Raw genomic sequence first — 21,266 nt, forward strand, 5'->3', positions numbered from 1 at the left:
TTCGCTCTGGTAGATGATGAACTGCGACGTGTTGCTGTGGACGTTATCCGTACTCATAGCTCAACTTTTTCCTCGATCAGCAGGTCTTCCAGCTCGTGTTCGTTGCCTTTGAGAAGGCTGGTGCGGGTTCGTCCTTTACTCGAAAGCATCTTGAGCAGCTCTTCGGGTAACCTGCGCCGCCAGCAGGCTGGAGCTGGGGCAAGTGTACTTCAATTGCCTCAGAACCAAGCTCGGGCGCTCGGTCAATCTGTACCTTATTAAATGTTTTATGACGCGATGAAAGTGGCGCATGACCGCCTCAAGCGTGCGGGGCTTTCAAGCTGCCCGAGCGGGGTTACTCGAAGCTAACGGATGCAGGCGCCATACGCACGGCACTGGAAAGCGATTGCTTTGACGACGAGTCATTAGTGTTTTGGCCTTTGGTCAGCGCCTTGCTGACCAAAGGGTTATTACCTGGTGCAAAATCGTGGCGTTATTACTTTAGCTGCAAACACTCCACCGCCCGATCCGCCACCAGCTTCGCCATCGCCACCAAGTGCATCACCGCCTTATGCGGCGCCCCCAGCGGTTCGCCGAGCGCTTGCGACGTCGTCACCGCACATTGCAGCAACTCAGCCACGCGCAGCCAGGCATCTTCGAAGCTCAGCTCTTCATTGACGGTAAAGGGGTGGGTCGCGGTATCCGAAACAACGTTATTCATAGCAAAACTCCAATCGATAATTTGGAGCTGCCTTGTCCCGCGACTAAACGAAAGGTGGCAGCTGTACGCAGGTTAGTCGACCAGTCGATTGGAAACCCGGCGCACCCGGAGGTGCCCTGCGCACAGCCACCATAAGATGCAGGCGAAGGAGTGCCCGACTCATGAGTTGCTTATGCGCCAATCGAATCCGGGCGACTAAACCCGATCACTGAAAGACAGTGACGGACCGCAGCCTAGTCGCAGGATTTTGCTGGCGCAAGCGGCCGGGATTCTCTAGGAAACGTCCTGCAAATGAAAGGGATCGGTACTGCTGGCCTTTGAAAATCACACCAGAGTCCATTCTGAATTTTCCAACCGCTCATGCAGCCGCCTTTTGCTACGGCATTCTCCGACGCCTTGCCGTTTGCCGAGCCGTCACGAATGCCCGCCGCTTCGCACATCACCTTTTCGAACATGAGCTGGATGGCTTTCATCAGAGCCTGGTGGGGTATCGCCAGCAGATGGGCGCCTGGTATTCGCAGCCGCTAGTAAAAAACATTCATCGCCAGGACATCTTGAAAAATCATCACTCGAGTAGACGATGAGCCGAATAAACCACACAATCGGCTCACTAAATGAGCCGAATAAATCCCTTATTCGGCTCACACGCCCAGGCCTACCTCCATGGTTGATCCGCGCTGGATATGGCAACACACCGACTGGCCCCATTTTTACTGGCAACCCGCACGCCTGGCTGCCTTGTTGCGTGAGTGCGGGCAAGCGCAAGGCAAGCTGCTGGGCATGCTCGGCTCCGTCAGCGGGCCTGTCAGTGCGAAGAATGAACTGGATGCGTTGCTGCAAAATGTCCTGGCTTCTTCGGCAATCGAAGATGAGCAGTTGAATGTCGGCTCGGTGCGTTCCTCGCTGGCGCGGCGCTTGGGTTTGGAGGCGATGAAAGACGGCAAGGTGAGCCCGCGTAGCGAAGGCCTCGCCGAGCTGATGATGGATGCCACCGAGCAATACACCGAGCCGTTTACCCTCGCCCGTTTATTGAATTGGCACCACTGGCTATTCCCGGTTCCGGAGGCAGGCTTTGCTGCGCGCGCGCTGAATGTGGGGGCGTTGAGGGGCGATGAGCCGATGCAGGTGGTCTCGGGGCGACTTGACAAGCCGACCCTGCATTTTGAAGCGCCGCCGCGCGCGGGGCTGGATCTGGCGCTGGATGACTTTCTGGAGTGGTTCGAAACCAGCCGCGATCAGCCAGAGCTGGACCCGCTGGTGCGCGCTGGCGTCGCGCATTTCTGGTTTGTCACGCTGCATCCGTTCGATGACGGTAATGGCCGCCTGACGCGCGCGATCACGGATCTGGCACTGGCTCAGGGCGAGCATCAGGCCATTCGCTTTTATGCGATGTCGGCAAGCATTCTGGAAGACCGCGCCGGTTATTACCACGCGCTGGAGTCCGCCCAAAGGGCCACGCTGGATATCACCGAGTGGCTGCAATGGTTCCTCAAAACTTTTTTGCGCAGCGTGCAGCAGGCCATGGCGCGGATTGATCGGGTGTTGGACAAGAGCCGGTTCTGGCAGCGCTACGCGGACCTTGCGTTATCTGCCGAGCAGATAAAGGTGCTTAATCGCCTGCTCGACGGCGGCGAAAAGGGCTTTGAGCACGGTATCAGCGCCGCGCAGTATCAGGCGGTGGCGAAGGTGTCCAAAGCGACGGCGACCCGGCACCTGGCCGATTTACTGGAAAAAAACTGCCTGGTTCGGTTGCCTGGCGGGGGCCGCAGTACGCGCTATAAAATCAACGGCGAGGCCGACTGAACCACCCCCGCTCATTTGCCCCAATTCCGCATGTCTGCTAGTGTCGCGCCGGTTTACCGTCTACCGGAATAGCCGCCATGGCCCGCAAAAAAGTTGCACTCGATTTCGAACAATCTCTCGCCGACCTGCAAGCGCTGGTCGAGCGTCTGGAGAACGGCGAGTTGTCGCTGGAGGACTCGCTGACGGCGTTTGAGCAAGGTATCGGCCTGACCCGTGACTGCCAGAGCGCGCTGGCGCAGGCGGAGCAGAAGGTGCAGGTGCTGCTGGAGCGGGATGGGGAGTTGGCCGAAGAACCTTTCGACGCGGAACAGCCTGAATGATCGACGCGTATCAGGCCAGCAGCCAAGCCCGTGTGAATGCGGCGCTCGAACCCTTGTTTGTTGCGCCAAGCCCGCAAATGCAGCGCCTTTATGACGCCATGCGCTACAGCGTGATGAATGGTGGCAAGCGCGTGCGCCCGTTGCTGGCGTATGCGGCGTGTGAAGCCTTGGGCGCGCCTGCCGAGCAGGCAAATGGCGCGGCGTGTGCGGTGGAGCTGATTCACGCGTACTCCTTGGTGCATGACGATTTGCCGGCGATGGACGATGACGATTTACGTCGCGGCCAGCCCACCACGCACAAGGCCTTTGATGAGGCGTATGCGATTCTGGCAGGTGATGGCTTGCAAAGCCTGGCGTTCAGCGCGTTGCTGGACCCGCGCTTGAGCCGCGTCACGGCCGAGGTCAGCTTGCGTATGGTGACGACGCTGGCCTTGGCGGCTGGCCCTGCCGGTATGGTCGGCGGGCAAGCGATCGATATGGGCTCGGTCAGCCTCAAGCTCGACCAAAAAGCGCTTGAACATATGCATCGCCACAAGACCGGCGCGCTGATTGAGGCCGCCGTGCAACTGGGTGCCCTGGCCAGTGGTCGCGCGGAACCTGCGCAATTGGCGGCCTTGCACACCTACGCCCAGGCGGTCGGCCTGGCGTTTCAGGTGCAGGACGACATTCTCGACGTAGAAAGTGACACCGCCACCCTCGGCAAACGCCAGGGTGCGGATATCGCACGGGACAAACCGACGTATCCTGCGCTGCTCGGGCTGGACGCGGCCAAAGTGTATGCCGTGCAACTGCGCGATCAAGCCTTGCAGGCCCTGCGACCTTTCGACGCTGCGGCCGAGCCACTGCGCGACTTGGCGCGGTATATCGTCGAACGCCGCCACTGATAACGGCGCGCATTGCGGCCGCATATCGGCCAAGTTCCGCGCTCTGCGTGGGCAGTTTGCACCGCTTGAGGTAAACTGCCGCCTCTTCTATACCTATAACGATTCGCCTGATGCCCACGACGTTTCAAGAGATTCCCCGCAAGCGCCCGTCCACGCCACTGCTCGACCGTGCTGCCACGCCGGACGGCCTGCGCAGACTGGGTGAAGCCGAGCTGGAAACCCTGGCCGATGAGTTGCGCCTGGAATTGCTCTACACGGTCGGTCAGACCGGTGGGCATTTTGGCGCAGGGCTGGGCGTGATCGAGCTGACCATCGCCCTGCATTACGTGTTCGACACCCCGGACGACCGGCTGGTGTGGGACGTGGGCCATCAGGCGTATCCGCATAAAATCCTTACCGGCCGTCGCGAGCGCATGGCCAGCCTGCGCCAGAAGGAAGGCCTGGCAGCGTTCCCGCGGCGCGCCGAAAGCGAGTACGACACCTTTGGCGTCGGCCACTCCAGCACCTCTATCAGTGCAGCGCTGGGCATGGCAATTGCCGCCCGCCTGCAAGGCAGCGAGCGCAAGGCGATTGCGGTGATTGGTGACGGCGCGCTGACCGCCGGCATGGCCTTCGAGGCGCTGAACCACGCGCCAGAAGTCGACGCCAACATGTTGGTGATCCTTAACGACAACGACATGTCGATTTCGCGCAATGTCGGTGGCCTTTCGAATTATCTTGCAAAAATTCTTTCCAGCCGCACCTACGCCAGCATGCGCGAAGGCAGCAAGAAGGTGCTCTCGCGTCTGCCCGGCGCGTGGGAAATTGCCCGGCGTACCGAAGAATACGCCAAGGGCATGTTGGTACCCGGCACCTTGTTCGAAGAACTGGGCTGGAACTACATCGGCCCAATCGACGGCCATGACCTGCCGACGCTGATCGCCACGCTGCGCAACATGCGTGACCTCAAAGGCCCGCAGTTCCTGCATATCGTCACCAAAAAAGGCAAAGGCTTCGCCCCGGCGGAAGTCGACCCGATTGGTTACCACGCAATCACCAAGCTCGAACCACTGGATGCTCCCGCCGCGCCGAAAAAGGCCAGCGGGCCTAAGTATTCCGGTGTGTTTGGCGAATGGCTGTGTGACATGGCCGCTGCCGACCCGCGCCTGGTGGGCATTACCCCGGCGATGAAGGAAGGCTCCGACCTGGTGGCGTTCAGCGAGCGTTTCCCGCTGCGCTATTTCGATGTGGCAATTGCCGAGCAGCACGCGGTGACGTTCGCCGCGGGCATGGCCTGCGAAGGCACCAAGCCGGTGGTTGCGATTTATTCCACGTTCCTGCAACGCGGCTACGACCAGCTTGTGCACGACGTGGCGGTGCAGAACCTCGACGTATTGTTCGCCATCGACCGCGCCGGCTTGGTCGGTGAAGACGGCCCGACTCACGCGGGTAGTTTTGATTTGTCGTACCTGCGCTGCATCCCCGGCATGCTGGTGATGACGCCGAGCGACGAAAACGAACTGCGCAAAATGCTCAGCACCGGCTATCTGTACAACGGCCCCGCTGCCGTGCGTTACCCGCGCGGTAATGGGCCGAATGCGTTGATCGATGAAGGCCTGGAGCCGATCGAGATTGGCAAAGGCATTCTGCGTCGCCATGGCAGCCAAACCGCGTTCCTGGTGTTCGGCGTGCAATTGGCCGAAGCCCTGAAAGTCGCCGAGAAGCTTGATGCCACCGTGGTCGACATGCGCTTCGTCAAACCGCTGGACGAAGCCCTTGTCCGCGAAATTGCCGGCAGCCACGAACTGTTGGTGACCGTCGAAGAAAACGCCATCATGGGCGGTGCCGGTGCGGCGGTCAGTGAGTTCCTGGCGCGGGAGAATATCCTCAAGTCGGTGCTGCACTTGGGCTTGCCGGACAGGTACGTCGAACACGCCAAGCCAGCGCAGATGCTTGCCGAATGCGGGCTGGACGAGGCCGGCATCGAGGCTTCGGTGCGCGCGCGCATGGCACTGCCCGGCCGGTAGAAACCGCCACTCACTGTGGGAGGGGCAAGCCCTCTCCCACCGTTGATGGGTGGCCTTTTCAAAACGCTACGGACAGCCCATGAATCGCCTTCGCTACGCCCTGCCGCTGCTGTTGCTCCCCGCTACCGACCTGCTCGCCGAGGCCTTCGAACGCGATAACGCCCTGAAACTGCCCGACGTGGTCATCAGCGCCAACCGTCAGGTGCAGGCACGCAACGACAGCAGCGCGGCCAACAGCGTGTTCACCCGCGATGACATCGACCGCCTGCAACCGACCAGCGTGACCGACCTGCTCAGCCGCGTGCCCGGCGTGCAAGTGGCGCCTAGCGGCGGGCGCGGCAGTTTGCCGGGCATCTTCATCCGTGGCACCAAAGCCGCGCAAAGCCTGGTGCTGGTGGATGGCCAGCGCATCGCCAACACCACTTCCGGTGACAGCGGGCTGCACTACCTGAACGTCGACCAAATTGAACGCGTCGAAGTGCTGCGCGGCTCACGCTCGGTGATCTACGGCAGTGATGCGATCGGCGGTGTGATCCAGATATTCACCCGCCGCAATGCCGAAAAAGGCCTGCAGCCGCGCTTGAAAGTAGGGTTTGGCAGCCACCAGACGTGGGAACGCAGCCTTGGCCTCTCCGGTGGCGATGAGCACACGCGTTTCAACCTGGGGGCGAGCCTGGATGACACCGCCGGTATTAATTCAACGCACGCCTCGCTCCCCAGCGATGGCGACCATGATGCCTACCGCAATCAATCGATCAGCCTGAACCTCAGCCATTCCTTCAGCGATGAACTGGAAGCGGGGTTCAACCTGTTGGATAACCGCGGCAAGTCGGAGTACGACAACAGCTTCGGCCGCTACGACGCCGCCACCGGCCAAAGCGTCGGGCAAAAACCTTACACCGACTACACCGTGAGCAGCGCCAGCGGCTACGTCGACGCCACGTTCAATCAGCGCTGGCAGTCGCGCCTGGAGTTGGGCCACAGTGAAAACCGCGACACCAAGCGCGACACGCTCAGTGATGATTTCAGCGTATTCAACACCTACCGCGACTCGCTCAACTGGCAAAACGACCTGACGCTGGATGATCAGAACAGCCTGATACTCGGCGGTGACGTGTACGAAGATCGCTTCCACGGCTCCACCCGGTTCACCGAAAACAGCCGCTGGAACCGCGCAGCCTTTGTACAGCACCGCTTTCACAGCGAATGGTTCTCTACGGAGCTGGGCCTGCGGCGTGATCAGAATCAACAGTTCGGCAGCCAAAATAGCTGGAGCGGCACCCTCACCGTGCCCGTTAACTCCGACAATGACCTGTTGCTGAGCTACAGCGAGGGCTTTCGCGCGCCGACCTTCAACGACCTTTATTACCCTGACACGAATTACAGCAACCCGAACCTGCAGCCGGAAACCTCAAAGAGTTACGAGCTGCAATGGCGCAGCCAGTTGAGTGACCGCACGCGCCTGGAAGCGTCGCTGTACCGCACTGATTTAAGCAACGCGATCATCCTCGACAGCACCAGCAAACCGCAAAACGTGGCGTCGGCACGCATCAACGGCTTTGAAGCCGCGCTCAAGCAGGAGCTGTTCGGCTGGCAGGGTAACGTGGGCGTTGCATTCATCGACCCGCGCGACCGCGATACCGGCCACACCCTGGCCCGTCGTGCGCGCCGCACGTTGAGCGTGGATCTGGACCGGCAATTCGACACGTTCGGTGTGGGCGCAAGCTGGCAGGCGATCAGCCGCAGCTATGACGCTGAAGACAATCGCAATCGCCTGGGCGGTTATGCCTTGCTGGGGTTTCGCAGCAGTTGGGCGTTGAATCGCGACGTGGTGCTGTCGGCCAAGGTCGATAACGTGCTGGACAAAACTTACGCCCGGGCGATGTACAACTATCAAGACCCGAACTTCCAGAACAATCAACATTACCGGGAAGAAGGTCGGGTCTGGATGTTTGGGCTGACCTGGACGCCGCCGCTGTAACCCAGCCGCCGCGCTGCTTGTCAGTGTTTGCGGTCGACCCGCGCAGTGGACGCCAGGCTGCCTGCGGCCAATACTTTGCTGCAGGTTGAGTAGCCCCAGGCAATGGCCGCGTGCGCCTTAAAATACAATTGATGACTAGCGCTGCGTATCCATCGCCTGACAGAGCTTGGCCACCGCCTCGACCATCTGCGCGCTCGGCCGCTCCAGCCCTTTGTCCGGCACTCGGTACAAGCGGTTTTCGGCAACCGCCGTTAGCTGCGGCCAGGCCTTCCAGGCGTCGAGTTGCGGCTGGTCGGCGGCCAGAATCACCTGCGGATTGCGCTGCAACACCGACTCGATACTGACCTGCGGCGCAGGCAGCTTGAGATCGTCGAATACGTTGCGCGCCCCGCACACCGTCAGAGCATCGCTGATGATCTGCCCGCCGCCCACGGTGTACAACGGCGGGCTCCAGACTTGGTAAAACACGCGCAACGGCTCGGCACGCTGATAGCGCTGGCGCAATTGGGCCAAGCGTTGGCGCACGTGCGTGGCTAATTGGCGACCGGCCTCATCGCGGCCCAATTGCTCGGCAATGGCCTGGATTTGCGTGGCGAGTTGCTCAAGGTTATGCGGCTCGGCCACATAAACCGGGATATTCAGGCGCTGCAGTTGCTCGCGCTGGGCGGGGCCGACGCTGCCGGGCCAGAGCAGAATCAGGTCGGGCTTAAGGCTGAGCAGGCGCTCCATATTCAGCTGCCCGTAATGCCCCACTGACGGCACCGCGGCCAAGGCTGCCGGCCGATCGCCGCCGTCGAGCAGGCCCACCAGCACGTCGGTAGCGCCCAGTTCGACCACGATTTCAGACAGCGATGGCGCCAGGCTGACGACACGCTGGGCCGCCAAGGCCTGTGCACTGAATGCCAGCAGCATGAGCGCCAGCCAATAGCGTTTCATCCCAGTTGACGGGGGATGCGATAGAGGTAAAACAGCACCAGGGTCGACAGTGCCAGCAGAAACAGCGGCACCGCCTCAAGGCCGACGAACACCGCCAGCGCACCGATCCAGGCCGGTATGGCGGCAACCAACAGCGCCGTGCGCCGACGCGCCGCGAGGGTCAACCAGGCAGCCGGTTCTTCGGGCGTATCGAGGGCTTTGGAAGTGGCGATCAGTGCGTGTTTATAGCCATGAAAATAACGCAGGCTCAGAAACATCGAGGCCACACCGGCGATGAACAACGGTATGGCCAGCACGGGAAGCAGGGATTGCGCGCGGCCAAACACCAGGTTGATCACAAACAACGGCAGCAACGCCAGCGCCAGGTATTGCCACCAGTTGAAGGACAGCCGCCGTTTGACCTGGCCACGGGTCACGCGCGGTCGACCTCGCCCTGATGCTCGTTGCCCATCATGTGGTCGAGCTTGCTGGCTTTGGTCGCCAGGTAGAGTTTGTTGTGCGGGTTTTGCCCGGTGTGCAACGGCACGCGCTCGGCCACGGTGATGCCCATCTCGGTCAAGGCTTTGACCTTGCGCGGGTTGTTGGTCATCAAACGCAGGGACTTCACGCCCAAATGCTCAAGCATCGGCAGGCAAATCGCGTAGTCACGCTGGTCAGCGGCAAAGCCCAGACGCTCGTTGGCTTCCACGGTGTCGGCGCCGCCGTCTTGCAGCTCATAGGCGCGAATCTTGTTCATCAGGCCAATGCCACGGCCTTCCTGACGCAAGTACAGCAACACGCCACGCCCTTCACGGGCAATGGCTTGCATGGCGGCTTCAAGTTGCGAACCACAGTCGCAGCGCTGGCTGAACAGCGCGTCACCCGTCAGGCACTCGGAGTGCACGCGGCCAAGCACCGGCGCACCGTCGGCGATCTCACCGAGGCTGAGCACGACGTGCTCTCGCCCAGTGGCTTCTTCGAGAAAGCCGTTCATGGTGAATGTGGCAAAAGGGGTAGGCAGCTTGGAAGCGGCGACGAAAACGACGGGCACCGTGTGCTCCTGATTTCAGATTTCACAGAGGCGTGCATTGTAACAGCAGGTTATAACCGACGCTTAAGCTGAATTATCGCTGATAAAGATCAATCGGTTCGATTGGCCTTTAGGTCGGTTCTATGTAGGTGCACGAAAATGCTGATAGCCACGCACAGCAGGTGTGATGTCTCGCCCGCTGGCATCCAGCAGCGTGACACCCTGCCCGGCCTCCACCCGACCGATCACGTGGATCGACCATCCGCCGGCCAGCAACGGCGCCAGCTCGGCAGGTGGCAGCGTGAACGCCAGCACGTAGTCGTCGCCGCCGCTCAACGCGGCTATACGCGCCTCGTCATCGCCGACAAACGCCAGCAAGGCCTCGGATAACGGCAGTTGCTCACGCTCAATTAACAGGCTCACCGCCGATGCCTTGGCGATGTGCCCGCAATCGGCCAACAGCCCGTCCGAAATGTCCATCGCCGCCGTCGCCTTGCCCCGCAGCGCCAGGCCGAGCGCCAACTGCGGTTGCGGCGACCAGTAATGCGCGAGCAGCGGTTCAGCGATCAAGGCGTCAGCCGTGCGTTGCCCGAGCACCAATGGCAAGGCGCCAGCGGCGTTGCCCAGCTCACCGCCCACGCACAATAAGTCGCCCGGGCGCGCACCGCTGCGCGTTAACGCCTGCCCGGCGGGCACACAGCCGAACACGCTTAGCGTCAGGCTCAGCGGCCCACGCGTGGTGTCGCCGCCCACCAGGCCGACGCCGCAGTTTTGCGCCATGGCGTTCAAGCCTTGGGCATAGCGTTGCAACCAATCGGCATCGACCGTCGGGGTGGTGAGGGCAAGGGTAAACGCAAGAGGATGGGCGCCCATGGCGGCCAGGTCGCTCACTGCCACGGCCAGCGAGCGCTGGCCGAGCAGGAACGGGTCACACGGGTCGGCAAAGTGCACGCCAGCCACTAACGTATCGGTAGAGATTGCCAGTTGCTCCCCAGCGGGCAGCGACAGCAAGGCGCAGTCGTCGCCGATCCCCAAGGCAATACCCTCACCGCCTTGCGCACAGGGTGCGGCGGCGAAGTAGGTGCGGATCAGCTCAAACTCACCCATTCAGGACTCAAGCGCGGTTTAGCGCTTGTGTTCCTTCACTTCGGCTTCACGCAAGCGCGGGGCCATTTTGTCGAGCACGCCGTTGACGAACTTGTGGCCGTCGGTCGAACCGTAGACTTTCGCCAGCTCGATACCTTCGTTGATCACCACGCGGTACGGCACGTCGACGCGCTTGAGCAGTTCCCACGTGGACAGGCGCAATACCGCCAGTTCCACCGGGTCGAGCTCTTCGATGGTCAGGTCCAGGCAAGGCGCGAGCGCAGCGTCGATCTCGGTCAGGTTGGCTGGCACACCGTGCAGGATGTCGTGGAAGTAACTCTGATCGGCAAAGGTGAAATCGTTATCGACGCGAAATTGCGCTTCGATTTCGTTCAGCGAGGTGCCCGCCATGTGGCGCTGGTACAGCGCTTGGGTAGCAAGCTGACGCGCAGCGCGGCGCTTTTCGCTTTTCGAGGGCTTGCCGGCGTCGGCCGGGCGCTCATCGCGTGGGTTGAAACGATCGCTCTCGTCGGAAATCACTTGGCCTCCAACTGCGACAGCAGGCTGACCATTTCGAGGGCGGACAGGGCAGCTTCAGCGCCCTTGTTACCGGCTTTGGTGCCGGAACGCTCGATGGCTTGCTCGATGGAGTCTACGGTCAGCACGCCGAAAGCAACCGGCACGCCGAACTCCATGGACACTTGGGCCAAGCCCTTGGTGCATTCGCCAGCCACGTATTCGAAGTGCGGAGTGCCGCCACGAATGACCGCGCCCAAGGCGATAATCGCCGCGTATTCACCCTGTTGAGCAACTTTTTGCGCAACCAGTGGAATTTCGAAGGCGCCAGGCGCACGGATGAGGGTGATGTCGCTTTCGCTCACACCATGGCGAACCAGGGCGTCCACAGCACCGCTTACCAGGCTTTCAACCACGAAGCTGTTGAAGCGGCCAACCACCAGGGCGTAGCGGCCTTGGGGAGCGATGAAGGTACCTTCGATGGTCTTCAGGGTCATTCGACAAATCTCTTAAAGAGCCGGGACGCGAAAAGTGCGTCCCTCAGTGATGATTTAACCGCGAACAAGGGGCAGAAATCGCCGGCCTTTATTCGGAGGGCACGTATTCTACAACTTCCAGATCGAAACCGGATATGGCATTAAATTTCATCGGTGCGCTCATCAGGCGCATTTTGCGCACGCCGAGGTCGCGAAGGATCTGCGAACCGGCACCGACGATGCTGTAGGTGGTCGGCGTTTTGATCTGCGCGTGCTCGGCGGTTTCACGAATATGCGCGAGCAATACGTCGCCATCCACCGGGTTGCCCAACAACAACACGACACCGCTGCCAGCCTCAGACACCGCAGCCATGGCGGCGCGCAGGCTCCAGCGGCCCGGTTGCTTGACCATCAGCAGGTCGCGCAGCGGGTCCATGTTGTGCACCCGCACCAGCGTCGGCTCCTCGGCGCTGATCGTGCCCAGGGTCAACGCCATGTGCACGTCGCCTTCGACTGAATCACGGTAGGTCACCAAGTTGAAGTGGCCCAGTTCGCTGTCCAGCGGCTGCTCGGCAATCCGCTGAACGGTACGCTCGTGGATCATGCGGTAGTGAATCAGGTCGGCAATGGTGCCGATCTTGAGGTTGTGCTCGGCGGCAAACGTTTCAAGTTCGGCGCGACGGGCCATGGTGCCGTCGTCATTCATCACTTCGCAAATCACCCCGCTCGGCTCGAAACCGGCCATGCGCGCCAGGTCGCACGCCGCTTCGGTGTGGCCGGCGCGCGCGAGCGTGCCGCCCGGTTGAGCCATCAGCGGGAAGATGTGGCCAGGGCTGACGATGTCTTCGGCCTTGGCGTCTTTCGCGGCGGCGGCTTGCACAGTACGCGCGCGGTCTGCGGCGGAAATGCCGGTGGTGACGCCGGTGGTCGCTTCAATCGATACGGTGAACTTGGTGCCAAAACCCGACCCGTTGCGCGGCGCCATCAACGGCAGCTTGAGCAATTCGCAGCGCTCACGGCTCATGGGCATGCAGATCAGCCCTCGGGCGTGCTTGGCCATGAAGTTGATGTGCTCAGGCAGGCACGCTTCGGCGGCCATGATGATGTCGCCTTCGTTTTCGCGGTCTTCGTCATCCATCAAGATGACCATCTTGCCTTGGCGGATGTCTTCAACCAGTTCTTCGATGCTATTGAGCGCCACGAGGCACCCCCTTGGGTCAGGATTTCAGGTAGCCATTAGCGGCCAGAAAACTTTCAGTGATGTTCCCCGATGCAGGCTCTGCGGCCTTATCGCCCATCAGCAGGCGCTCCAGGTAACGGGCAAGCAAGTCGACTTCCAGGTTCACCCGGCGACCTGCTGGTAAGACGCCATGATGGTTTCGCTGAGGGTGTGGGGAATGATGGTCAGTTCAAATTCGGCGCCATTCACGGCGTTTACGGTCAGGCTGGTGCCGTCGACGGTAATCGAGCCTTTATGGGCGATGTACTTGGCCAGCTCTTTGGGCGCGCGGATGCGAAACTCCACGGCACGCGCGTTTTCGCTGCGCGCCACCACTTCGCCCACGCCGTCGACGTGGCCGCTGACCAGGTGGCCGCCGAGGCGGGTGGTCGGGGTCAGGGCTTTTTCCAGGTTGACCGGGCTGCCGGCCGCAAGGTCGCTCATCGCGGTGCAGTCGAGGGTTTCGCGGCTGACGTCGGCGGCAAAGCCGTTGCCAGGCAGCTCAATAACGGTCAGGCACACGCCGCTGACGGCAATGCTGTCGCCCAGTTTGACATCGCCCAGGTCGAGCTTGCCGGTTTCAACCAGCAGGCGAATGTCGCCGCCTTTAGGGGTCATTGCACGGATGCTGCCGATGGATTCGATAATGCCGGTGAACATGGAGTCCTCCTGGAAAACACAGCGGGCACTTGAGCGCCCGGTCAGAATTATACGCGCGCCAAGGGGATTGCAGTGATTCGCCAATCGTCGCCTACAGCGCGCATCTCAGTGATCTTGAGTTGGGGGGCGTCGCCGAGCTTCTCAAGCGGCCAGTCGAGCAACGGCCGCGCGGCGGAGCCCAAGAACTTGCCGGCAACGAATATCACGTACTCGTCGACCAGGCCCTGCTGGGCAAACGCGCCGGCGAGGCTCGGGCCAGCTTCCACCAACACTTCGTTGACGCCACGCGCGGCCAGGGCGACCAGCGCCGAGCGCAGGTCGACCTGGCCCTCCACGCCCGGCACCACCAGGCACTCGGGGCCACGCGGGAATTGGTTTTCCGGGGTCACGCAGGTGATCACCAGTGCCGGCCCAGCCTTGAAGAACGGCGCGTTGAGCGGCACGCGCAAGCGGCCATCGATCAGCACGCGCAACGGCGGGCGCGACATGGCCAGGGCGGTGGTGGCGTCGTCCAGGCCGAGTTCGGCGGCGCGCACGGTCAGGCGCGCGCCGTCGGCCAACACCGTATCGGCCCCGGTCAACACCACACTGGCTTCGGCGCGCAGGCGCTGCACGGCGGCGCGGGCGGCAGGGCCGGTGATCCACTGGCTTTCGCCACTGGCCATGGCGGTGCGGCCGTCCAGGCTCATCGCCAGCTTGACCCGCACAAACGGCAGGCCGTGCTCCATGCGTTTGAGGAACCCCGGGTTCAGCGCACGCGCCTGGCTTTCGAGTACGCCGCTGCGTGTTTCGATACCGGCTTGCGCCAGGCGCTGCATGCCGCGACCGGCCACTTCGGGGTTCGGGTCCTGCATACCGGCCACTACCCGCGCAACACCGGCACTCACCAAGGCATCGGCGCACGGCGGCGTATGCCCATGGTGGCTGCACGGCTCCAGCGTCACGTAGACCGTAGCGCCCCGCGCCTTGGCCCCGGCGGCGCGCAGAGCGTTAGGCTCTGCGTGCGGTTCGCCGGTGCGCTGATGCCAGCCTTCGCCGACAATCTGCCCATCGCGCACTATCACGCAGCCAACCCGTGGGTTGGGGTGGGTGGTGTACAAGCCATTGCGCGCCAATTCGAGGGCGCGGGCCATGTAATGGGCGTCGAGGACAGTTTGCTCAGCAGACGGTGAATTCATTCTTTGATTGGCTCACGGGCCAGGCGGTCGATCTCTTCGCGGAACTCATTGAGGTCCTGGAAGCGTCGATACACCGAGGCGAAACGGATATAGGCGACTTCGTCGAGCTTTTGCAGCTCGCCCATCACCAGCTCTCCAACCACCAGGCTCTTGACCTCGCGCTCGCCGGTCGCGCGCAGCTTGTGCTTGATATGCACCAGCGCCGCTTCCAGCCGCTCGATACTCACCGGGCGTTTTTGCAGGGCGCGCTGCATACCGGCGCGCAGTTTGTCTTCGTCGAAAGGCTGGCGGCTGCCGTCGGACTTGATCAGACGTGGCAACACCAGTTCGGCGGTTTCGAAGGTGGTGAAACGTTCACCGCAGCCAGAGGCCAGGCATTCGCGCCGGCGACGTACCTGATCGCCCTCGGCGACCAGACGTGAGTCAATGACCTTGGTGTCGTTGGCACCGCAGAAGGGACAGTGCATGGTGGCAGGCAACAAAAAAAGGGAGGGCCATGGTAGCGCATCCCTGTGGCAAGACAAGCCATAGCCTTTACGGTATATAGGCAGGCTTATATGTTTATTAATGTTCACACCACGGATTTTGTCCTTTCTGGAGCCGTACATGCAGTTACGACCACTTGTTTTGCTCACCGTGTTCAGTTTTTTGGTCGCCTGCAGCAGCGAAACCCCAAAACCTGCCGCCCCGCAACCGACACCTGCCCAAGAGAAAAAAGTCCCGGGCATTGAAGACCTCGGCCCTTTGCCTGCGTACCAGCGAGAAATCAACGGCACCCTCAACGGCGTGCCGGCCAACGCCGAAGTCGAACTGGCGCTGCTGGTGATCGACGAGCGCAACCGCCCGCAACAACTGCTCGCCAGCAGCGTGCTGACCGGCAACGGCAAGCCACTCGCCTTTCGCCTGCGCTTTAACCCGCAAGCCTTCCCGGCCGTGCGCGAGTGGAATTGCGCGGCCGCGCCAGCCAGTCCGGGCAGCTGATCCTGCACCTGCCTGCCGTGCACATCACCCAAGCGATCACGCAGACCACCGGCCCGCTGCAACTCGTCAAAGCACCATGACACCACCGCTGGGCCTGCAACACGCGCTGAGCGAACTGATCGGCGACGCGCAACTGGTGCCCTGCGCATTGCCGGGTACCGAGCTGCGCTTATGGCTATTGGATGCGGGCAATATGCAGCGCGCGTTCAGCCCCGACGAAACCCGGCGCATCCTGCACGAGCCGCCCTACTGGAGCTTTTGCTGGGCCAGCGGCTTGGCCCTGGCGCGCTATTTGGCGGCCAACCCTGAGTGGGTCGCCGGCAAGCGCGTGCTGGATTTTGGCGCAGGCTCCGGTGTGGCGGCGATTGCCGCGGTTAAAGCCGGCGCGCTCGAAGTGGTGGCCTGCGACCTCGACCCGCTGGCGTTAGCGGCCTGCCGCGCGAATGCCCAACTCAACGCTGTTGAGCTGGGGTATTCAGCGGACTTTTTCGCCGAAGCCGACCGTTTCGACCTGATCCTGGTGGCCGACGTGCTTTACGACCGCGCCAACCTGCCGTTGCTCGACCACTTCCTCAGCCGTGGCCGCGAAACGCTGGTGGCGGATTCACGCGTGAGGGACTTCCAGCACCCGGCTTATCAGCGCCTGGAGATTCTTGATGGCTTGACGTTGCCAGACCTGGCCGAGCCTTGGGAGTTTCGCAAGGTGAGCCTGTACCATTCGCGGCGTCCTTGAGGCCATCGCGAGCAAGCCCGCTCCCACAGTTGAGCGCACCATGCTTTCGGTCAACCTCGCCAGCCCTTATAGTTGCCCCATTCCCGCTTTATTCGAGACGCCCCATGAGTGAGCCCACGCCGTACATCTTCGACGCAACCACTGCCACGTTCGAGCAGGCGGTGATTCAGAACTCCTTCGAACAACCCGTGCTTGTGGACTTCTGGGCCGAGTGGTGCGCGCCGTGCAAAGCGCTGATGCCGTTGCTGGCGAAGATTGCCGAGAGTTATCAGGGCGAGTTGCTGCTGGCCAAGGTCGATTGCGAGGCCGAGCAAGACATCGTTGCGCGCTTTGGCATTCAGAGCCTGCCGACGGTGGTGCTGTTCAAGGATGGCCAGCCGGTGGACGGGTTTGCCGGCGCGCAGCCGGAGTCGGCGATACGCGCGATGCTCGAACCACATGTGCAGATGCCGCCACCGGCAGCGGCCGATCCGCTCGAGCAGGCGCAGGCACTGTTTGCCGAAGGCCGTATCAGCGATGCCGAAGCGGTGCTGGTCGCGCTGTTGGGCGAAGACAACAGCAACGCCGGCGCGCTGATTCTGTACGCGCGCTGCCTGGCCGAACGCGGTGAGTTGGGCGAAGCCCAAGCCGTGCTCGACGCGGTTAAAAGCGACGACCATAAAGCCGCGCTCGCGGGGGCCAAGGCGCAAATCACCTTCCTGCGCCAGGCTGCCGACCTGCCGGACGCCGCCGAGCTGAAAAGCCGCTTGGCGCAAAACCCGCTGGACGATGAAGCCGCCTATCAGTTGGCGATTCAGCAGCTGGCGCGCCAGCAATACGACGCCGCGCTGGAAGGCCTGCTCAAGCTATTTAGCCGTAACCGCAGTTACAGCGAAGGCCTGCCGCACAAGACCTTGCTGCAAGTGTTCGAACTGCTCGGCAATGAGCACCCGTTGGTCACGGTGTACCGCCGCAAGTTGTTCGCCGCGCTGTACTAATCGCCCCTGCCGGCGCAAACCTGCAAGGGTTATTCAACCCAGGTGTACAGCGGCGTATCACCGCCGCTGGCGACTTTCACCTTGGCGCTGTGACGCAAGCGCACCAGCAAGCGCTTGCCTGACGCGGCATCGCCGGCCAAACCTTCCAACTGATCAAGCAGCTCCAACCCGCTGAGTTGCCCGGCCTTGCGCAACAGGTCCTGAGCGTTCTGCCACAGGTCATCCGTCTGTTTGACCGGTGCCGCCAGCGGTTCGCTGGCCGCCGGGCTCGCCTGCAAGTGGGCGCCGAGCTTTGCCCAATCGCCGTCGTCGAGTTCCAGGGTCAAGTCCACCGGCAAGTCGCCAACGGTTCCACGAATTCGCAACATCGTCCTTACTCCTGCACTTTTCTGACCCGCATGCTCCCACGCGGCTTGCGCAACGCCAAGCGGGCGGTCAAACTCCGGGATTATTGTTATAAGATCACATAACAAAATTTTCATCTTTTTGGAGCCTTCTCATGCGCCGTTTGCTGCTCGCTTTGCCGTTTGCCCTGCTGCCACTGGCGGTTGCCCATGCTCACGATGAGCACGAACACGAGCACGGCAGCCTTGGCGCCCACGAACACGGCGTGGGCCGCCTCAATGCAGTGCTCGACGGCCAGACCCTGGAGCTTGAGCTGGACAGCCCGGCGATGAACCTGGTGGGTTTCGAACACTTGGCCACCACGGCCGACGACAAAGCCAAGGTCGCCGCAGCGCGCAAACAGCTGGAGAACCCGCTGGCGCTGTTCAGCCTGCCAAAAACTGCCGGCTGCGTGGTCAGCACTCAGGAACTCAACAGCCCGTTGTTCGGCGACAAACCTGAAGCCGATCATGACGACGATGATGATGGCGATGATGGCGATGACGACCACGCCACCGACGGCAAAGGCGCGGCCGCCCACGAGCATCATCACGACCACAGCGAAATTCACGCCCACTACCAACTCACCTGCGCCACGCCGACAGCGCTGAGCAATCTGGACCTGAGCCAAGTGTTCAAGACCTTCCCCGCCACCCGCAAAATTCAGGTACAACTGATCGGCCCAAGCGGCCAGCAAGGCGTTGAAGCCACCGCCACCGCAGCCACCTTGAAGTTCTGATTTGAAACCCGGCCACTGTGGGCGCTGGCTTGCCGGCTCCCACGGTGGAACGGCGCCACTTTTGCAACCTTGCCAGCAGGCGATACTGATTTCACATGACCCAAGCACTTATCGAACTGTCTGACCTGGGCTTTAACTGGCCCGGCCACCCGCAGTTGCTGGACATTCCCGCATTCCGCCTGGAACCTTGCGAAACCCTGTTTCTAAAAGGCCCGAGCGGCAGTGGCAAAACCACCTTGCTCGGCCTGCTCGGCGGCGTACAGAAACCCAGCCAAGGCAGCATTCGCCTGCTTGGCCAGGAGTTGACCGAGCTCTCGGCCGGCGCCCGCGACCGCTTTCGCGTTGACCACACCGGCTATATCTTCCAGCAGTTCAACTTGCTGCCGTTTTTGTCGGTGCGCGAGAACGTCGAGTTGCCTTGCCACTTTTCCAGGCTGCGTGCGCAACGCGCCAAGCAGCGCCACGGCAGCGTCGACCAGGCCGCCGCTACCTTGCTCGCGCACTTGGGTTTGAAGGATAAGCAATTGCTGGAACGCCGCGCCGACTCGCTGTCCATCGGCCAGCAACAACGCGTGGCCGCCGCCCGCGCGCTGATTGGCCAACCGGAATTGGTGATCGCCGACGAGCCCACCTCGGCGCTGGATTACGACGCCCGCGAAGCCTTCCTCCAACTGTTGTTCGCCGAATGCCGCGAGGCCGGTGCCAGCCTGTTATTTGTCAGCCATGACCAGAGCCTGGCGCCGCTGTTCGACCGCAACCTGTCGCTGGCCGAACTCAATCGCGCCGCCACGCCCGCAGAGGTTTGAGATGTATCTGTTCCGTCTAGCCATGGCCAGCCTGGCTAACCGCCGCTTTACCGCGATACTCACCGCCTTCGCCATCGCCCTGTCGGTGTGCCTGTTGCTGGCGGTAGAGCGCGTGCGCGTTGAGGCGCGCAACAGTTTCGCCAGCACTATCAGCGGCACCGACCTGATCGTCGGCGCACGCTCGGGCTCGGTCAACCTGCTGCTGTATTCGGTGTTTCGTATCGGCAACGCCACCAACAATATTCGCTGGGACAGCTACCAGCACTTCGCTGCCAACCCGCAGGTGAAATGGGCGATCCCGATTTCACTCGGCGACTCGCACCGCGGCTACCGGGTGATGGGCACCAACGCGTCGTACTTCGAGCACTACCAGTACGGTCGCAAGCAGAACCTCGAACTGGCCAGCGGTCGCGCCTTCGCCACCGACCCGTTTGAAGTGGTGCTCGGCGCCGAAGTGGCCGACGCCCTGCATTACAAACTGGGCGACAAGCTGGTGCTGGCCCACGGCGTGGCGGTGGTCAGCCTGGTGAAACACGATGACAAACCTTTCACCGTGGTCGGCATTCTCAAACGCACCGGCACGCCGGTAGACCGCACCCTGCACATCAGCCTCGGCGGCATGGAAGCGATTCATATCGACTGGCACAACGGTGTGCCGGCCCAGGGCAAAGGCCGCATCAGTGCCGATCAGGCACGCAACATGGACCTGACCCCGCAGGCGATCACCGCGTTTATGTTGGGCTTGAACAACAAGATTTCGACCTTCGCCCTGCAACGCGAGATCAATGAGTTCCGTGGCGAGCCGATGCTCGCGATCTTGCCGGGCGTGGCGCTGCAAGAGCTGTGGAGCATGATGGGCACCGCCGAAAAAGCGCTGTTCGTGATCTCGCTGTTCGTGGTGCTGACGGGCTTGATTGGCATGCTCACCGCTATCCTGACCAGCCTCAACGAGCGCCGCCGCGAAATGGCGATCTTGCGTTCGGTGGGCGCGCGCCGTGGCACATTGCGTCGTTACTGGTCTTCGAAGCCTTTGCCCTGGCGCTGTCCGGCGTGGTCGCTGGCACAGGCTTGCTGTACGTGTGCATCGCCGCATCACGCGGCTATTTGCAGGCCAACTACGGCCTCGACCTGCCGATGTCTTGGCCGAGCGAATATGAATGGACGTTGCTCGCCGGTATTCTGGCCGCAGCGCTGTTGATGGGCAGCGTGCCCGCGTGGCGCGCCTATCGACAATCCCTGGCCGATGGCCTGTCCATACGTTTATGAGGAAGGCTTCGATGCGTCGTGCCCTGTTTGCATTGTTGCTGTTGGTGTCGGTGCCTGTTTGGGCCGCCGACCAGCCCAAGGACTTGTCGTGGCAAGAGATGATTCCGCCGGACGCGCCGCCGGAAATTCCGAATATGAAACCGCTGCACGACCTGTCGAACATGGCCGATGCGTTATCGGTGGAAGCGGCGCCAGCGGCCAAGCAGGACCTGCCCAACGCGCCGGTGGTGCAGAGCCTTGATGGCCAGCACATTCGTTTACCGGGGTATATCGTGCCGCTGGAAGTCAGCGAAGAGGGCCGCACCACCGAGTTTTTGCTGGTGCCGTATTTCGGCGCGTGCATCCACGTGCCGCCGCCGCCGTCTAACCAGATCGTGCATGTAAAAAGCGAACTCGGGGTGAAACTCGATGAGCTGTATCAGCCGTACTGGATCGAAGGCGCGATGCAGGTCAAGCCGTCGTCCAGCGAATTGGCGGATGCCGGTTATCAAATGGATGCCGAAAAGATTTACGTCTACGAACTGCAGGAATAGCGCTTGATCGCCCTTTCATTGAGCTGAGTCAAAAGATCGACGGGAACGATCTTTACCATTGGACGCACATCTT

The 21,266-nt window shown here is 61.8% G+C and carries 22 protein-coding genes and 3 pseudogenes; 12 read left to right on the forward strand and 13 right to left on the reverse strand.

The genetic code is table 11. The features are described 5' to 3' along the window. Positions 1-475: 475 nt before the first annotated feature. A complete protein-coding gene (locus F0169_RS19860; protein WP_152747413.1) occupies positions 476-700 on the reverse strand; it encodes a hypothetical protein in 225 nt (74 codons plus the stop codon). Positions 701-933: 233 nt separating this feature from the next. After that, on the reverse strand, positions 934-1,173 hold the full coding sequence (locus F0169_RS19865) for a hypothetical protein (RefSeq protein WP_152747414.1): 240 nt from the start codon (positions 1,171-1,173) through the stop codon (positions 934-936). A gap of 190 nt (positions 1,174-1,363) precedes the next feature. Here F0169_RS19865 and F0169_RS19870 point away from each other — a divergent pair, with 190 nt between their 5' ends. The 5 genes from F0169_RS19870 to F0169_RS19890 all read left to right on the forward strand — a co-directional run bounded on the left by F0169_RS19870 (position 1,364) and on the right by F0169_RS19890 (position 7,694). Continuing rightward, entirely contained in the window at positions 1,364-2,503 is a 1,140-nt protein-coding gene (locus tag F0169_RS19870) for a Fic family protein (protein ID WP_152747415.1), read from the forward strand. A gap of 77 nt (positions 2,504-2,580) precedes the next feature. Next, complete coding sequence (locus F0169_RS19875) at positions 2,581-2,823, forward strand: exodeoxyribonuclease VII small subunit (protein ID WP_003194556.1); 243 nt, start codon at positions 2,581-2,583, stop codon at positions 2,821-2,823. After that, on the forward strand, positions 2,820-3,707 hold the full coding sequence (gene ispA, locus F0169_RS19880; RefSeq protein WP_058412865.1) for a (2E,6E)-farnesyl diphosphate synthase: 888 nt from the start codon (positions 2,820-2,822) through the stop codon (positions 3,705-3,707). Before F0169_RS19875 ends, ispA begins: the two co-directional genes overlap by 4 nt. A gap of 110 nt (positions 3,708-3,817) precedes the next feature. After that, entirely contained in the window at positions 3,818-5,713 is a 1,896-nt protein-coding gene (gene dxs / locus F0169_RS19885; RefSeq protein ID WP_152747416.1) for a 1-deoxy-D-xylulose-5-phosphate synthase, read from the forward strand. A gap of 79 nt (positions 5,714-5,792) precedes the next feature. Further along, a complete protein-coding gene (locus F0169_RS19890; protein ID WP_152747417.1) occupies positions 5,793-7,694 on the forward strand; it encodes a TonB-dependent receptor domain-containing protein in 1,902 nt (633 codons plus the stop codon). Positions 7,695-7,829: 135 nt separating this feature from the next. Here F0169_RS19890 and F0169_RS19895 read toward each other — a convergent pair whose 3' ends face one another. The 10 genes and pseudogenes from F0169_RS19895 to nrdR form a co-directional block, all read right to left on the reverse strand. Next, positions 7,830-8,630, reverse strand: coding sequence for a cobalamin-binding protein (locus tag F0169_RS19895; RefSeq protein ID WP_152747418.1), 801 nt, complete (start codon positions 8,628-8,630; stop codon positions 7,830-7,832). Continuing rightward, positions 8,627-9,046 carry a nuclear fragile X mental retardation-interacting protein 1 gene (locus tag F0169_RS19900; RefSeq protein ID WP_172979488.1) on the reverse strand — a complete coding sequence of 140 codons (420 nt, stop codon included), beginning with the start codon at positions 9,044-9,046 and terminating at the stop codon, positions 8,627-8,629. The genes F0169_RS19895 and F0169_RS19900 overlap by 4 nt, the downstream gene beginning before the upstream one ends. Next, positions 9,043-9,660: a GTP cyclohydrolase II gene (ribA, locus tag F0169_RS19905; RefSeq protein WP_058412860.1), complete on the reverse strand. Its 618-nt coding sequence runs from the start codon at positions 9,658-9,660 to the stop codon at positions 9,043-9,045. The genes F0169_RS19900 and ribA overlap by 4 nt, the downstream gene beginning before the upstream one ends. 120 nt (positions 9,661-9,780) lie before the next feature. Further along, positions 9,781-10,746, reverse strand: a complete 966-nt coding sequence (thiL, locus tag F0169_RS19910) for a thiamine-phosphate kinase (protein ID WP_152747419.1) — start codon at positions 10,744-10,746, stop codon at positions 9,781-9,783. Between the two features lie 18 nt (positions 10,747-10,764). Then, a complete protein-coding gene (gene nusB / locus F0169_RS19915) occupies positions 10,765-11,265 on the reverse strand; it encodes a transcription antitermination factor NusB (protein ID WP_099235103.1) in 501 nt (166 codons plus the stop codon). Then, the gene (gene ribH / locus F0169_RS19920) at positions 11,262-11,738 is read right to left on the reverse strand and encodes a 6,7-dimethyl-8-ribityllumazine synthase (protein WP_058412857.1); all 477 of its coding nucleotides are present in this window, start codon (positions 11,736-11,738) and stop codon (positions 11,262-11,264) included. The genes nusB and ribH overlap by 4 nt, the downstream gene beginning before the upstream one ends. Before the next feature lie 88 nt (positions 11,739-11,826). After that, the gene (ribBA, locus tag F0169_RS19925; protein ID WP_058412856.1) at positions 11,827-12,918 is read right to left on the reverse strand and encodes a bifunctional 3,4-dihydroxy-2-butanone-4-phosphate synthase/GTP cyclohydrolase II; all 1,092 of its coding nucleotides are present in this window, start codon (positions 12,916-12,918) and stop codon (positions 11,827-11,829) included. Between the two features lie 16 nt (positions 12,919-12,934). Beyond that, positions 12,935-13,596 (reverse strand): annotated as a pseudogene (locus F0169_RS19930) (riboflavin synthase). A 47-nt stretch (positions 13,597-13,643) separates the two neighbouring features. Next, positions 13,644-14,774, reverse strand: coding sequence for a bifunctional diaminohydroxyphosphoribosylaminopyrimidine deaminase/5-amino-6-(5-phosphoribosylamino)uracil reductase RibD (gene ribD, locus F0169_RS19935; RefSeq protein WP_152747420.1), 1,131 nt, complete (start codon positions 14,772-14,774; stop codon positions 13,644-13,646). After that, positions 14,771-15,241, reverse strand: coding sequence for a transcriptional regulator NrdR (gene nrdR, locus F0169_RS19940; protein WP_058412903.1), 471 nt, complete (start codon positions 15,239-15,241; stop codon positions 14,771-14,773). Before nrdR ends, ribD begins: the two co-directional genes overlap by 4 nt. Positions 15,242-15,380: 139 nt before the next feature. On the opposite strand from nrdR, the pseudogene F0169_RS19945 reads away from it, so the two are divergent. The 3 genes and pseudogenes from F0169_RS19945 (at position 15,381) to trxA (ending at position 17,465) form a co-directional block, all read left to right on the forward strand. Beyond that, positions 15,381-15,835, forward strand: a pseudogene (locus F0169_RS19945) (YbaY family lipoprotein). Next, entirely contained in the window at positions 15,832-16,488 is a 657-nt protein-coding gene (locus tag F0169_RS19950; protein ID WP_152747421.1) for a class I SAM-dependent methyltransferase, read from the forward strand. Before F0169_RS19945 ends, F0169_RS19950 begins: the two are co-directional and overlap by 4 nt. 104 nt (positions 16,489-16,592) lie before the next feature. Next, on the forward strand, positions 16,593-17,465 hold the full coding sequence (gene trxA / locus F0169_RS19955; protein ID WP_152747422.1) for a thioredoxin: 873 nt from the start codon (positions 16,593-16,595) through the stop codon (positions 17,463-17,465). 29 nt (positions 17,466-17,494) lie between these two features. Here trxA and F0169_RS19960 read toward each other — a convergent pair whose 3' ends face one another. Further along, entirely contained in the window at positions 17,495-17,833 is a 339-nt protein-coding gene (locus F0169_RS19960) for a hypothetical protein (protein ID WP_152747423.1), read from the reverse strand. A 131-nt stretch (positions 17,834-17,964) separates the two neighbouring features. Here F0169_RS19960 and F0169_RS19965 point away from each other — a divergent pair, with 131 nt between their 5' ends. From F0169_RS19965 to F0169_RS19980, 4 genes and pseudogenes are all read left to right on the forward strand, one after another. Next, positions 17,965-18,588 carry a DUF2796 domain-containing protein gene (locus F0169_RS19965; protein ID WP_152747424.1) on the forward strand — a complete coding sequence of 208 codons (624 nt, stop codon included), beginning with the start codon at positions 17,965-17,967 and terminating at the stop codon, positions 18,586-18,588. 95 nt (positions 18,589-18,683) lie between these two features. Beyond that, positions 18,684-19,394 carry an ABC transporter ATP-binding protein gene (locus F0169_RS19970; RefSeq protein ID WP_152747425.1) on the forward strand — a complete coding sequence of 237 codons (711 nt, stop codon included), beginning with the start codon at positions 18,684-18,686 and terminating at the stop codon, positions 19,392-19,394. Between the two features lies 1 nt (position 19,395). Next, positions 19,396-20,660: pseudogene (locus F0169_RS19975) on the forward strand (ABC transporter permease). 11 nt (positions 20,661-20,671) lie between these two features. Further along, on the forward strand, positions 20,672-21,193 hold the full coding sequence (locus tag F0169_RS19980) for a DUF3299 domain-containing protein (RefSeq protein WP_152747426.1): 522 nt from the start codon (positions 20,672-20,674) through the stop codon (positions 21,191-21,193). Positions 21,194-21,266 lie beyond the last annotated feature (73 nt).

The sequence above is a fragment of the Pseudomonas kitaguniensis genome (genome assembly GCF_009296165.1).
Lineage (GTDB): Bacteria > Pseudomonadota > Gammaproteobacteria > Pseudomonadales > Pseudomonadaceae > Aquipseudomonas > Aquipseudomonas kitaguniensis.